Annotated in this window: 10 protein-coding genes; 1 reads left to right on the top strand and 9 read right to left on the bottom strand. The window is 48.0% G+C overall.

Going from position 1 to position 15,166, the window contains the following annotated elements; all coding sequences use genetic code 11:
- Positions 1–30: 30 nt before the first annotated feature.
- The 5 genes from T3H97_RS05820 to thpR form a co-directional block, all read right to left on the bottom strand.
- Positions 31–1,668, bottom strand: coding sequence for a sensor histidine kinase (locus T3H97_RS05820; protein WP_025720514.1), 1,638 nt, complete (start codon positions 1,666–1,668; stop codon positions 31–33).
- A 318-nt stretch (positions 1,669–1,986) separates the two neighbouring features.
- Positions 1,987–6,585, bottom strand: a complete 4,599-nt coding sequence (gene gltB, locus T3H97_RS05815) for a glutamate synthase large subunit (protein WP_328801962.1) — start codon at positions 6,583–6,585, stop codon at positions 1,987–1,989.
- A gap of 463 nt (positions 6,586–7,048) precedes the next feature.
- The gene (locus T3H97_RS05810) at positions 7,049–7,732 is read right to left on the bottom strand and encodes a metal-dependent hydrolase (RefSeq protein WP_328801961.1); all 684 of its coding nucleotides are present in this window, start codon (positions 7,730–7,732) and stop codon (positions 7,049–7,051) included.
- Between the two features lie 155 nt (positions 7,733–7,887).
- The gene (locus T3H97_RS05805; protein WP_328801960.1) at positions 7,888–8,700 is read right to left on the bottom strand and encodes a cell wall hydrolase; all 813 of its coding nucleotides are present in this window, start codon (positions 8,698–8,700) and stop codon (positions 7,888–7,890) included.
- Between the two features lie 111 nt (positions 8,701–8,811).
- A complete protein-coding gene (thpR, locus tag T3H97_RS05800; RefSeq protein ID WP_328801959.1) occupies positions 8,812–9,378 on the bottom strand; it encodes an RNA 2',3'-cyclic phosphodiesterase in 567 nt (188 codons plus the stop codon).
- A 227-nt stretch (positions 9,379–9,605) separates the two neighbouring features.
- On the opposite strand from thpR, the gene T3H97_RS05795 reads away from it, so the two are divergent.
- Positions 9,606–10,562 (top strand): D-2-hydroxyacid dehydrogenase, encoded by a 957-nt coding sequence (locus T3H97_RS05795; RefSeq protein WP_328801958.1) that lies wholly within the window; start codon positions 9,606–9,608, stop codon positions 10,560–10,562.
- A 4-nt stretch (positions 10,563–10,566) separates the two neighbouring features.
- On the opposite strand, the gene T3H97_RS05790 is transcribed toward T3H97_RS05795, so the two are convergent.
- From T3H97_RS05790 to nikC, 4 genes are all read right to left on the bottom strand, one after another.
- Positions 10,567–11,553 (bottom strand): TRM11 family SAM-dependent methyltransferase, encoded by a 987-nt coding sequence (locus tag T3H97_RS05790; protein WP_328801957.1) that lies wholly within the window; start codon positions 11,551–11,553, stop codon positions 10,567–10,569.
- A 13-nt stretch (positions 11,554–11,566) separates the two neighbouring features.
- Positions 11,567–12,511 (bottom strand): MsnO8 family LLM class oxidoreductase, encoded by a 945-nt coding sequence (locus T3H97_RS05785; RefSeq protein ID WP_328802785.1) that lies wholly within the window; start codon positions 12,509–12,511, stop codon positions 11,567–11,569.
- Between the two features lie 69 nt (positions 12,512–12,580).
- Positions 12,581–13,996: a deoxyguanosinetriphosphate triphosphohydrolase family protein gene (locus T3H97_RS05780; protein WP_103048939.1), complete on the bottom strand. Its 1,416-nt coding sequence runs from the start codon at positions 13,994–13,996 to the stop codon at positions 12,581–12,583.
- Positions 13,997–14,225: 229 nt separating this feature from the next.
- Positions 14,226–15,137, bottom strand: a complete 912-nt coding sequence (gene nikC, locus T3H97_RS05775) for a nickel transporter permease (RefSeq protein WP_103048940.1) — start codon at positions 15,135–15,137, stop codon at positions 14,226–14,228.
- Between the last annotated feature and the right edge of the window lie 29 nt (positions 15,138–15,166).

Here is a 15,166-nt window from a genome sequence, read left to right as displayed (position 1 = left end):
CACATTTTATTCGAGGATTTTGCAAAATCCTCATTCATAAGCATTTACCGGAATGGACAATCGGATCTGTGTTCCCTCTCCGATTCGACTTGAAATATCAAATTCGCCTCCCATCGATTGAGCTAAATATTCCATATTCATCATGCCCAGGCCCCCGCCTGCACTGACCGCCTCACCTCCTGCTACCATTCTCGCCGTCTCAAACCCTACTCCGTCGTCATGAATAGACAGTCTAATCACTTGGGGCGTCAATTTTAACTTCACATCAATTCGCTTGGCCAATCCATGACGGATTGCGTTCCCCGCCGCTTCGGAAATGATGCGGAACAAAGCCTTTTGGTACAAATACGGAAGTGAATAATGATCACCATGAATGTCAAAATCAATTTGTACATGATTCAGCTTGGAGAGTGTATGCAGATGACTTTTCACCGTCCCTAACCAAGTTGAGCCTCCGCTTTTTTTCGAGCTTAAACTATGAATCGCCCCTTTCAGCTCTCTAACCGCTTGGTTGGCTGATTGCTGAATTAGATCAATTTGCTCCTCCACCTGCTCCTTTGGCTGATGACACCAGGTTTGCCGGAGAGAATGCGTTGCGTACACAATACCAAAAAGACTTTGAGAAACATTGTCATGCATTTCATTTGCAATCCGGTTCTGCTCATTCGTCACAATCAGCTGATTCTCAATACGCTCCAGCTCATAGCGCTCCAGGAACACAGCACTCAACTCAGCTAAGAATATCAGTTGTTGCACGAGCCAGCGTCTTCCTGTCAGACTTTGATCCGGTCCCAGCTTGAGGCCGATGGTCGCTACAAAACGGGTCGTCATCGGTACGGTGATCATGAGAAAGTCGCCCCATTCCGGCAAATGTCTGAAAAATGGTTCGCGCTCTTCCCTGAACTCCTCCCGGTAATTCTCCAGTTCCTCGAATAGCTGCTCCTCTTCCTCTACCGTCCAGCCTGTCTGGCTACTTGCCGGTGCATCTTCCTCCTGACTATCCAGCCAGAAAAATGCACGGCTCTGCTTGGTTAGCTTGACAGTGTAATCCGAGATGACCTGGCCGAGATTTAAGGCCTCATTATGGCTGGTCGTCTCCATGATGTGGTAAATCGACTTGATATGATCCATCGTCTCATTGGCTTGTTCTTTAGCCACCTTCAGTTCGTCCTTCATGACGCCGATAACCTGCATTGCCATCGTGGTTACGATCAATACCAGAAACAAATTAATGTTCTGCAATATAAGATCCCACAAAAAATATTGACCTGGTGTAAAAAAGATATAACAAAATGTGAGCACCAAACCGATATAAGAAAGTAGGAGTGTCCAGCTGTACCTCATAGATAGATGAGCACAAGCTACCAGCATGGGAGTAATCACATACCATTTGAACGGGCTATTTATCCCTCCAGTCGGGAATAACAACAAAATGATCCCTGCTGTTTCTAGTGCAATGCTGCATTTCAATACCATATCATGAAGTCTGTATTTACGGTAAATCCAAGTAAATGCTGTAACGGATAAAAATAGAAAACCAATCAGTAACAGCTTCTGCCACACGACTAATCTAGATGATTCGAACAGAAAAACAAGTGACGTTAAAGATAGTGATACATAACGGTATAAAAAAATCATTTTGTCTTCTGCTGACTTTCTCAACTTCATCCTGTCACCCTATTCTGTGTTTTGAAGGGACGATGGGCATATTAGGTTTGTTTGTGTACTCTAAAAAATCATAACCAATCCAAAAATAAATAACAAGACATAAACTCTTACGTAAACGGTTACATTCCAAAAAATTTGGTACTTTTTATAACATATTTACCGTTTCAGGAAAACATTTTGGGGGTAATGTCAGAATTTATGACGTTTGTCAAGGGAATAAATCACAATTCAGTAACCTAAAAAAGACTTGCTGGTACCACTGTAATTTAACAGCGGTATTCAGCGAGTCCTTTTTTAGTGAATCTGGTAGTCTACATTTTAGCCCCCAGCACGCGCTAATTCACGCATATTGGCTTCAAATGCTGCCAACAGAGCTTCATCTCCGCTCAAACCAGTTGCCTCTTCTTTTTGGATCTGTTCAACCATACGCTTGTAATCCTTTGGAATCACTCGTACAAACTGTTGAATCGCAGTCTGCCAATCATCCAAAATACGTTGTCCCGCTTCACTACCCGTGTAAGTGACATGGCGTTGAATCAAGCCGCGCAACTCCGCTGCTTCTGCAGGATCTTCCACACCTTCCAGCAACACCATTTCCAGATTACAACGGCTCAGGAACGTCCCCTCAGGGTCATAGACATATGCAATACCTCCGGACATTCCGGCTCCAAAATTCCGTCCGGTTCCACCCAATACAGCTACACGCCCGCCCGTCATATATTCGCAACCATGATCCCCAACGCCCTCAACTACAATACGTGCGCCGGAGTTCCGAACGGCAAAGCGCTCGCCTGCGATTCCGCTAATGTAAGCTTCACCGCTGGTCGCTCCATACAAGGCTGTATTTCCGATAATAATGTTCTCTTCTGCCTTAAAGGTCGCTTTATGAGACTTTTTCACAATAACCTTACCGCCAGATAGCCCTTTACCGACATAGTCATTGCTATCGCCTTCCACGCTCAACGTGATGCCTTTCGGAATAAATGCCCCGAAGCTCTGACCTGCCGATCCAATAAAGTTAAAGCGAATCGTATCCTCAGGCAGACCCGCCGCTCCATACTTACGGGTGACCTCGCTGCCCAGAATCGTCCCTACCGCCCGATTCACGTTTGTAATAGGTAAGGTACCCTCAACAGGCGTTCCGTTCTCCAGCGCTTCCGCAGCCATCGGTACGAGCTGCTGCATGTCGAGTGTTTCTTCCAGACCGTGATTTTGGCGTTGTACGCGGTAACGTACACTACCTTCTTCCAACTCAGGAACATGCAACAGCAAGCTCAGGTCTACGCCCTTCTTCTTCCAGTGCGAATCGGCGTTCACGGTATCCAGACAATCCGTACGTCCAATCATTTCCTGGATCGTACGGAAGCCCAATTCCGCCATAATTTCACGGACATCTTCTGCGATGAAACGCATAAAATTCACCACATGGGCAGGATCGCCCATATAATTTTTGCGTAGCTCCGGATTCTGCGTAGCCACACCAACCGGACACGTATCCATTTGGCATACCCGCATCATAATACAACCCAACGCTACGAGCGGCGCTGTAGAGAAGCCGTATTCTTCCGCGCCCAACAGGGCAGCTACTACCAAATCGCGGCCAGACAGCATCTTGCCGTCTGTCTCCAATACTACGCGGTCGCGCAGGTTGTTTAACATCAGCGTCTGATGCGTCTCCGCCAGACCCAGCTCCCAAGGCATACCCGCATGGCGGATGGAGCCTTGCGGGGAAGCGCCTGTACCACCGTCGTAACCGCTGACCAGAATAATGTCAGCACGGCCTTTTGCTACCCCTGTAGCAATCGTGCCTACGCCTACTTCCGACACCAGTTTCACGTTAATGTCAGCACGCGGATTGGCGTTTTTGAGATCATAGATGAGCTCTGCCAAATCCTCGATAGAATAAATATCGTGATGCGGCGGTGGTGAAATCAAACCTACGCCTGGCGTAGAACCACGTACCTCAGCGACCCAAGGGTATACCTTACGTCCTGGCAGTTGTCCACCTTCGCCCGGCTTAGCGCCTTGCGCCATTTTGATCTGAATTTCGTCGGCATTCACCAAGTAATTCGATGTTACACCGAATCGGCCCGACGCTACCTGCTTAATCGAACTGCGACGAGAATCGCCATTGGCATCCGGTATGAAACGTGCAGGGTTCTCCCCACCTTCACCCGTATTGCTCTTGCCACCGATCCGATTCATTGCAATCGCCATATCTTCATGCGCTTCCTGACTGATCGAGCCAAAGGACATGGCTCCTGTCTTGAAGCGACGCATAATGGATGCAGCCGATTCCACTTCTTCCAGCGGCACAGGCTCACCCGTAGGCTTCAACTGAAGCATGGAGCGGATCGTTAAATGCTGTTCCGTTTCGCCCTGCACCAGCTTGGCGTATTTCTTGTACAACTTGTAGTCTCCAGAGCGAACCGACTGCTGGAGCAAATGCACCGTTTGCGGGTTAAACAAATGCTCTTCCCCGTCGTTACGCCATTGATAGTCGCCGCCCGAATCCAGCACTTTGTCGTTGCCGTCCTTGTCGGTGAAAGCACGGTTATGATGAACCAGCGCTTCCGTAGTCACTTCCTCCAGACCGATACCGCCAATGCGGGAAGGTGTCCAGGTGAAATAACGGTCAACAAAATCCTGCTTCAGACCTACAGCCTCAAAAATTTGTGCTCCACGGTACGACTGAATCGTGGAAATACCCATTTTGGACAATATTTTAACGACACCCTTTGTTGCCGCTTTAATATAATTTTTAACTGCCTTTTCGTGCGAGATGCCGCGCAGCAAGCCCTGCTGAATCATGACATCCAGCGTTTCAAAAGCCAGATACGGATTAACCGCGCTCACACCGTAGCCAAGCAGCACCGCATAATGGTGAATATCCCTTGGCTCCCCAGACTCCAGCAAAATGCTCACACGTGTGCGTGTACCCTGCTTAATCAGATGGTGATGCAGGCTGGAAACAGCTAGCAACGCTGGAATGGCCGCATTTTCAGCATCCACTCCACGGTCGGACAAAATCAGGATGTTATGACCTTTGTCAATGACACGGTCAGCCGCCTCAAACAATCCTTCCAGCGCCTTGCGTAAGCCCTCAGCACCTTCCTTCGCTTCAAAGAAGATCGGAATTGTCATTGATTTGAAGCCAGGACGGTGTACGTGGCGAATTTTGGCAAACTCCTCATTCGATAGCACCGGCGAATCCAAACGAATCTGGCGACAGCTTTCCGGTTCTGGATGCAGCAAATTGCGCTCTGGTCCAATCGTAGTTGCGGTTGACGTTACAATCTCTTCACGAATGGCGTCAATCGGCGGGTTCGTGACTTGGGCGAACATTTGTTTAAAGTAATTGTACAAACGTTGCGGACGGTCAGACAGCACCGCCAATGGTGCATCGTACCCCATTGAGCCAATCGGTTCTGCACCTGTAAGTGCCATCGGCTCCAGAATTTTGCGCAGTTCTTCAAACGTATACCCAAAAGCAAGCTGAAGCTGATTTACATTTTCATGTTTAGGCTCCGGCTGTTCTAGTGCTTCCGGCAGCTCATCCAGATCAACCAAGTGCTCATCCAGCCATTGCTGATAAGGTTCCTCGGAAGCGATACGTTCCTTTAACTCTTCGTCAGAAACGATACGGCCTTCTTGGGTATCAACCAACAGCATACGACCCGGACGGAGACGATCCTTATAGAGCACATTTTCAGGAGCAATATCCAATACACCCGCCTCTGAAGACAGTGCGATCAGATCATCCTTGGTCACATAGTAACGTGCAGGACGCAGACCGTTACGGTCGAGAATCGCCCCGATTTGGATACCATCTGTAAACGCCATCGCAGCAGGTCCGTCCCACGGCTCCATCATGGTGCTGTGATATTCATAAAATGCCCGTTTCTTCGGATCCATGGTTTCATGCTTGTTCCAAGGCTCCGGCACCATCATCATGGCTACATGAGGAAGGGAACGTCCGCTCAGATACAGAAACTCCAGCGTATTATCAAACATGGCTGTATCTGAGCCATCTGGGTTAATGACGGGTTTTACCTTCTTGATATCTCCGCCAAACGCTTCGCTTTCAAACTGCGCCTGGCGAGCATGCATCCAGTTCACGTTGCCGCGCATCGTATTAATTTCACCGTTGTGAATCATAAAACGATAAGGATGCGCACGGTCCCAGCTCGGGAACGTATTCGTGCTAAAACGGGAATGGACCAGCGCGATCGCCGATGTCACCCGATCATCCTGCAAATCCAGATAAAATTTGCCTACCTGCTCGGTTGTGAGCATTCCTTTGTATACAACCTTGCGACATGACAAACTTGGAATATAGAACGACTCACCATTCTCATCCTCTTGGTTATAGCGAATAGCAAGCTCTGCACGTTTGCGAATGACATACAGCTTCCGTTCGAAGTCCAGCTCTTCCTTCAGATCGCTACTGCGACCGATGAATACCTGACGCACGCCCGGTTTAGCTGCTTTTGCCGATTTACCCAGCATTTCGTCATAAGTTGGAACATCGCGAAAACCCAAACAATTTTGACCTTCGTCCACGATGATATCTCTTAGCTTCTGCTCATGCACCTCACGAACTTTGGGATCATTGGATACAAAAAGCATACCCACGCCATAATGTCCGGCCTTTGGCAATTTGAAACCCAATCGCTCCGCTTCCTCTTGAAAAAACAGATGAGGGACCTGAATCATAATCCCTGCTCCGTCACCGGAGTTTGGTTCACTTCCCTGACCGCCCCGATGCTCCATATTCACGAGCATGGTCAAAGCCTGACTTACAATATCGTGCGATGGTTTTCCCTTGATGTGGGCAACAAAGCCCATGCCGCAGGCGTCTTTTTCGAATTGGGGATCATATAGTCCCTGTTTGGGTGGTAAACCTGTCTGTCTCATGGAACGCAACCTTTCTGTTATAAAGTCATGCTGGCCTGAAATACAGGCGGCCGAATAGAAGACAGTGGCAACAAGAGGTAACTCAAAGAACAACTACGAGGAATGGGGGACAAAACATGTGACGTATTCAAGGCGGTACGGTCCGCTGAATGCGTATGTTTTTCAATAATTATGCAATGGCTTGACTTGAAAAATACGTCGATTCCACTGATGAATCTAATTAGTTCTATCATTTTATCATTGACCTATCATGTTAGCAATTCAAAGTTTTTATGATTGTGATAATAAATCTTTTACATTACAGCTTCAACGTATCAATGCAAAAATATCTCATTTTTATGTATAAATATTCACTTTTAAAAAACAGCCTTTCCTATTCCTCTAAGGAACAGAAAAGGCTGACAAAGGAGATTTGATGAGTTTATAGACCATCAAGTGTATTCTCGCAAATTAGATATCCGTATTAAAATTCGAGACTTTCGCCGGGCTTCAATGCTTTCCCTTCAATGCCTTCTTTGTGCAGACGATCACAGAAGCCGTCTCCGTCCTGCTCAATACCCGGGAACGTATTGTAATGCACCGGTATTACGCGGCTTGCACGCAGCCATTTTGCTGCCAGCAGTGCATCCTCCGGTCCCATCGTATAACCATCTCCGATCGGCAATACCGCAGCATCAATGGAGTTAGTTTCCCCAATGAGACGCATGTCGCCAAACAGGCCAGTATCCCCTGCATGAAAAAAGGTTTGGCCTCCCATGGTCAATAAAATCCCCGCAGGCTCTCCCATGTAAATGGGTTTTCCGTCCACCGTCAAAGATGAGCTGTGGAACGCAAGTGTGAATTTCACATGGAAACCGTCAAAGTGGTGCCCCCCACCCAGATTCATACCGTGAGCTTTGGCCCCCAAGGATAAACAATATTCGGCCAGTTCCGCGACCGCGATTACTGGACAATCATTGCGCTTGGCAATTTCAACAGCATCTCCAAAATGATCGGCATGACCGTGTGTCAACAGTACGGCATCCACCTGAATATCCTCGGCTTGTACGGTTGCTTTAGGATTTCCCGTCAAAAAAGGATCAATAATAATCCGTTTCCCCTCTGCCTCTACCAGTACAACTGAATGTCCATAATATGTGATTTTCATATCATCTACGCCTCCTTTGTCACTTTCATTATTTTGGTTACTTTCCTTTACCTATTATACCTCTTTTGCATACTGGCTTCACCTGTACCACAAAATCCGTTCACAAAGCTGAACCCTATTGTTTAGAAAGGGCTGTTATTTGTAGAAGGCTACCTTTATTTATAAAAGGTATGATGACCGATGGTTTTCACCTTGGTACGGGAATGATGAACTGTAAGGTCCTGGGCCAACGTAAGCGACAGGAAAAAACAGGTGTTATCAGGCACGGCTTTATGGCCGTTCAAAGCAGCAGTAACCGCACGAATGCTGTCCTGGTTGGGCTGAACACGACGAAGACGCCCGTTCGCGACCGGACTAAATTGCGCTTTTTGATAAATCACTGCCTGAATCGTATCGGGAAATGGGGCTGACCGCAGCCGGTTTAAGACAACGTTGGCAACTGCCACTTTGCCTTCGTACGGTTCGCCTTCTGCTTCTGCCATCACTATTTTTTGCAGCAGGAGCAGTTCTTTAGCGGAGACAGGATAGCTCCAGGTAGACAACGCCTTGTCATCCTGCGTGAGCATTTTTGTCTTCGTAAAGTAGATGGTTGTAGGAGGGGTTAGGATTGCGGACTTGCTATGCTGGACCTCAGGCTTTTTCTTACCTGTAGCAACGTTATTCCGAGCTTGTTCCGCCTGCTTCATCTGGGAAGCGGGTAACGGAGTCGGCATGATTTCCTTCCAGCTTGACTGCCCATGAGCAGCGACAAAGATGGGGCTTGTCCTATTTGACCCGTTATGGATCCCCATCCTGTCGCCATATGTAGGAGACGAGGAGTTCCCTGACCAGCTCAGAGATTGCATAGGTGTATTTTTATGATTTTTCTGTGTTTGCTGAACCTCAGCGTAGAGGCCTATCCCCAATATACAAACAAGCAGCACACTCAATAGAGGTGCAAACCAACGATGTTCTTTAACAATTTCCATAATGTTCCTCCCGTTAACTTTAAGCACATTCCTCAGATATGTAACCCAAAATGCGCCTTTTGAATAACGCTGAAACACTATATCACTAAATTCGCTGATAGATCAAGGCTTTCACCTCATTAATGGGAATGTTTGAATTATTTGGTACATTGGTTTTTGACCCATTCGGGTTGCGTATAAAACAAATTCCCCCACTTCCCACAGCTCGCTGCATCGGTCATTTGGCTGCCAAATAGACGGTGGAATAGGCTGTTCTCCTGTGTACGAACGTGCTAGGGTGATATGAGGTCGATAAGGTCGCTCCTCGGGTTTAAAACCCAGCGGTTCGGTAGCCTGGAGTATGGACTGGTACAGTTGATCCAGTGAATCACGCTGCCCGGTCACTCCCCTCCACAGTACACGCGGAAATTCTTCACGGCCAAAAAAACCTGCTTCTCCAATGCCGAGTGTGAACGGGTCATGCTCAGCTGCAGCTTGAACTAAAACCTGCTCAAGTTTCGGTATAACCGAGGTCTCCACATCACCCAAAAACTGAAGTGTCACGTGGTAATCTCTGAAATCACTCCATTTGCGAAAAGTCAGGTCTTTTAAATCATGCTCCACCCAATAATGTAACTTCTTCTTATGCTCATTTGGGAGAGCAATAGCTGTAAAAAGTCTTTGCGATTCATTTTTCATCAACATATACTTCCTTTTCTAATAGATATTTGTGGATATCTCAAAAAGTAGCTGTTTGGATTGTCCCTGATCAGGGTAAAGCCATTTGTTGTTATATATAGTGACACTGCGAGCTCGTTTTTACCCTTCTTATGCAATTTTTTCGGCAATCTGTTATTCTTGAAAGGATGGTTCGCCAGAATATATTGGAAACTCCAAGGGATCAAAAATCGAGGAGGCTATGAACTATGGGAAACATTTTAAGCTTACATCAACTTACGGAAGAGCAAAAAAAACAAGTTCGTGCAGCGGCTCCGGGCTACGAGTTGATTATTGGCAAAGCTCAGGAATTGGAGTCTAAACAAATCCGGGAGGCCGAGGTTATTCTAGGCTGGTCCAAGCATATTGCCGAGGAGGCATTACATCCAGACAGCAAGCTGAAGTGGATACAAACCTGGTCGGCTGGGATTGATAAGCTACCGCTTACCGAATTGGAGAAGCGTAACATTTTACTAACGAATACAAGTGGTGTGCATGCAATTCCAATTACAGAGCAGATCTTTGGAATGCTGCTATCGCATACACGTTATTTACAGCAAGCAGCTCTCTTGCAACGTCAGAAAACATGGCAGCCACCGAAAGGCCAACTGACGGAATTACGTGGTAAAACGCTATTGATTACAGGCGTTGGCGAAATTGGCCGCGAAACAGCACGGATTGCAGAAGCTTTTGGCATGCGGGTGATCGGAGTCCGCCGTTCTGGCAAGGAAGCTCCCCATGTAGAGCACATGTATACTAACGAACAACTACACGAAGCATTGGGAGCAGCGGATATCGTGGTAAATATATTGCCATTCACCGAGGAAACCCATCACTTCTTTGACGAAAAAGCATTTGCAGCTATGCGTAAGGGAGCCTTCTTCATTAATGTAGGTCGCGGTGGCACCGTTCATACGGATGCGCTTGTACGCTCTTTGGAACAAAAGCATATTGCCTTTGCCGGACTGGATGTATTCGAGGAAGAACCGCTACCTGCTTCACATCCGCTATGGAGTCTGGACCATGTCTTGATCACACCGCATATTGCAGGCGATACGGACAAATATGCCGAACGGGCGGTGGATATTTTTCTTACTAATTTGAATGCCTATGCCGCTGATCAGGAGTTACCGCTGAATTTGGTTAACTACAAAACTCAGTATTAATACACTACTTACAGATCCAGATTTCCCGACTCATACCTGTCTTATGTATGCGGCATTGCTCCGTAAGGGTCCAGCCTGACTCGGATAACAATGTTTCCATCGGCTCCGTGCTCACGACCACTGCCCGCGCGGCCAAGCGTCTCAGACTGCGCAGCATCTTCTTTTGTTCATCAGCCGGGAGCACGGAGCACAGGTTATAGGGCATATCCAATATGGCCGCATCGTATGTGCCTTCGAGCATATTCATATCCCCGAGCTTCACTAGATCTTCTTCATATCCAAAATGACGCAAATTCACTCGTGCCCCACGCACCGCCAACGGGTTGATGTCACAACCCCGAATATCCTTTCCCATACTCAATGCCTCAATCATTACATTGCCCATACCACAACACGGGTCTAGCAGTTTCAATGAGCCTGACTTTCCCTTTGCTGCTGTTAGATCCGTTGCTGCCAAATTCACAAGTGCTCTGGCTACTAGAACAGGTAGTCCAGTAGAATAATTTTGCGGCTTCTGACGACGCTCCTGCCACGATCTGTCGCTATACTGACACATGCCCAGTAGCCACCGTTCTCCTATCCGAATAACACCAAGGGTGATATCTGGTGTCTTCATTTGCGCCTGGCCATGAATGCGTGCACCAATTCGGCGTTCGATCCCGCGCCGCTCATCATAGTCGGCCTCATGGTCACCTTCTTTAAGGCACAACACCTTGAAAGTCTTTTCTTCCTCAAGTTGTAACATAGAGGCTGCTTCGCACAGCTCTTCCAGTGTTCCCGCATCTGTCATTACATCCAGCCGAAGATGAATAAACGGGCTGGTCCCCGGTTCCAGCCGCCGATGGGACAACAGGATGGAATCCTGTACGGGCGGCTGACCGAACAAGCATTTCAATTCCAAAAGACATAACTCACGCTCTGTTTCATGACACGCATAGGTATATATGTAGCTTGGTTTCATTTCATCGATATTCGTTTTCTGTTTATTCATGTCATATCTCTTTTCATTTGGAATCAAGGCTAGAATTTACAGCCTCCGCTATTAGACGGTAGGAGTGCAGCCGCTGCTCATAATCGGGAATCGGTGTGACCAACAGAAACTCATCATTATCATATTTGATCTGCAAGCCGCGTAACCGTTCGGCAATATCCGACGGCGTTCCCACTAGCCAGCTGGCTCGCGTTGCCGGGTCGCCCAATGAAATCTGAGCAGCCCATTGCTGCGCCAGCTCATTCGTCAAGGCACATACTGCGCCTACAGCAACCATGGTACGTGGCTTGTCTATCCGATTGGATGGCTGAAAGCTGGAGCGGTAAATGCTTAGCATCTCTTCCGTTTGCTGTTCACTCATAAACTGACCGAATACATAGCCTGTTGAATACTGGGCGGCATATTCGGCACTTTTTCGGTTTGTACCCAGCATCCACACTGCTGGCGGCTGTTCAGGCATCGGCCGAGCAAACACAGGCACCTGTTCATATTCGTAAGTACCTTCCAGCAAAGCCAGTAGAGCTTCCATCGTCTGTGGCAGCTCCGTCACATGTTGAAGAAAATTGCCGCTCAGTGCCATCGAAGCATGAGGTCCCCCACCAGGTGCTCTCCCCAGACCCAATTCGACTCTGCCAGGATATAGAGCGGCCAGCAGATGAAACCATTCCGCGACCTTGACTGGACTATAATGCGGGAGCAAAATAGCACCTGCACCCAGTTTGATTGTCTTCGTCACCGCCCCGATATGCGACAGCAGTACTTCCGGGCTGGAGGAAGCCAGCCCCTCCATATCATGGTGCTCCGAGGTCCAGTAGCGTGTATATCCCCATGCTTCTGCCTGTCTCGCTAGTTCACCAGCTCGTTGAACCGCCTGCTCTGGACGGTTACCGGGCAGCAACGGCACCATATCGAGCACACCGAGATTCAACCTTTTTATAGATAAAGACCGAGATGGCACAGACACATTCCTCCCTCCTGCTATCCGCTACAAACCAGTTCCTTCTACTATATAGGGGTAATTTAAAGGTCAATCCAGATCATAAATGGAACCCACCTTCAGACCGTATAACTCATTATAAATTTTTTCAGCAAAAGCATCGGTCATGCCTGCAATATAGTCTATGACCATATGCTCCCATGTCCAGATCGGTTTCGCCTTGGCTTGGTCGCGCTCATAGCGCTGGAGCCAGTCGCTTGGAATAATAGATTTGGACGTTTCCGGGTCTAGAAAAGCTAACCACAGCCGTCTGAGCATCCACTCACTCCGTTTTTGCAGTCGCTGTACGCGCAGATCGCGGATCATCGTAACCCAAGCAAAGCTTTTCAACACACTCACAGTGCGCAGCATATCCAAATCTTCGTTTCCTTCCCGTACGAAGGTCACCTTTTTCCAATTTCCATCATCAATTACACCCAAGCTGCTGACAAACAGGCTGACCCAGTATGCCTTCACTTCACGGCGGGTACGGGAATAATCGTGTTCACACATCGGCATCTTGCCGTTCCACACCTTCAAAAATTCGCTCAGCACAGCCGCTACCTTCTGCTCAATCTGAGCCAGTTGCCAGCCTTGCCAGAAGCTATCCTCCAACGTGGTGATTTTCTCCGTAATCAGACGAATTAAATACGGATCATATAAGAAGTGCTCGTGTACCTCGATTTTCCCAGCCTTAATCCCATCCTCCAGATCATGCGCAGAATAAGCGATATCGTCGCACAGGTCCATAAGCTGGGCTTCCAGCGTCTTTTTACCATCAGGGATACCCCAATCCTCGCGGATGGAACGTATGTATTCCCACTCATGCAGGTACAACCCTTTTTTGTTCAGAATCCCCGGGTACGGGTATTTGTTGATCCCCAATAACACAGCGTCCGACAAATTCAAACCATCCACGTTCTCACGCTTTTCCAAAAACATAATCAGCCGGAAATTGTGCGCGTTCCCTTCAAAATGCTCATAAATTCGTCGCTCACGCGCATAGGCCTCCTGTCCGCGCTTAGACTCCGGTGTGAAGCCTCCGGCAGAGGATATCTTTTCTACCTTTGTTTCAATCAGTTGATCCAAAATCCCGTCCAGCACCTCTTCTCCCTTGTGTCCGAACGGTGGATGCCCAAAGTCATGTGCAATGGAAGCACATTCTACCACCTCAGGGTCAATGATCAGTCCTGCGTTATCTGCCTGTTCCAGCTCTACTTCGGGATGGCGGCGCAGCAAGCTTCGTGATGCTTCACGCGCAATTTGCGCTACCTCCAAAGAATGCGTCAGTCGTGTGCGGTAATAATCGCCCGTGCCTGCGCCAAACACCTGTGATTTACCCTGCAACCGACGGAAAGTCGGTGAATGGATCAAACGGGAGTAGTCCCGTTCATATGCGGCCCGTGAAGCGTCGCTTCGTGTCTGTTCCGCAAATTGCCGATGCTCTCTCTTGTCCTGCCATGTCATAAAGCCCACTCCCTACGTACTCAATTGGAGTGATTATACATTTTTTTCGCGCCTCAGGAAAGTTCACATGACTTTCAGCTGTAAAAGTTACTTTTAGCGCCACTGCGCAGTCGGATGGTGCTTTCTACTCCAACACGAAAAATGTCATATAAAAAAGTGTTCCCCAGCCATTTGCTTCAGGCCAGAGAACACCTCTTTACTCAACTGTATATACCTCACCACTTTTGCTCTAACGCTTCGCCCTCGGGTCCAATACATCCCTCAGGCCGTCCCCCATCAGGTTAAAGCCCAATACGGTCAGCATGATAGATATCCCCGGAAAGATAACTGTCCACGGCGCGTTCTGGATATATTGCCGCGAATCGGACAACATTTTACCCCACTCTGGCTCAGGAGGTTGTGCACCCAAGCCCAGAAATCCAAGCGCTGCCGCTTCAATGATGGCCGTTCCGATCCCCAACGTTCCCTGTACGATGATTGGTGTCAGGCTGTTAGGCAAAATATAGCGGAGGATAATTCGTGTATTATTGGCTCCAAGCGCTCTAGCAGAAGTGATATACTCCTCCGTTTTGACACTCAGCACCTTAGAGCGAACTAACCGTCCATACGTTGGTACATTGACAATGGCAATGGCGTACAACGCATTTTCCAATGAAGGCCCTAGAATGGCCACAATAGCAATGGCCAGCAAAATCCCCGGAAATGCCAGTAAAATGTCGAATAGCCGCGAGATGGCCATATCTGCCCATTTTCCGTAAAATCCTGCGATTAAACCTAAGGCTGTTCCTACAATCATTGAACCAATAACAGACAAGAAACCGACCCACAACGAGATTCTAGCTCCATACAGCGTGCGAGTCAGTAAATCTCGACCGAGATCATCTGTACCGAACCAATGCTCCGCAGAAGGAGGCTGCAAACGGCTCACCAAATTTTGCTCTTTATAGTCAAAAGGTGCAATCCACGGCGCGATCAAAGCAATGATGACAAAGAAGATAATAATGCTCAGGCCGACGAACGCCATTTTATTGTGACGAAAAGCCCTCCATGCGTCTCTCCAAGGGCCAGTCACGACAGGCAAATGCGCCAATGTGCTGCGTGTCGTCGGTATGTTGTTGGGTTCCATTGAAAATTGTGACATCGGACAAGCTCCCCCTTGAACAATTGACG

This window comes from Paenibacillus sp. LX16, assembly GCF_036252815.1.
GTDB lineage: Bacteria > Bacillota > Bacilli > Paenibacillales > Paenibacillaceae > Paenibacillus > Paenibacillus polymyxa_B.
Note: the sequence above shows the minus strand (reverse complement) of the source record. Positions and strands in the feature narration are given on the sequence as shown.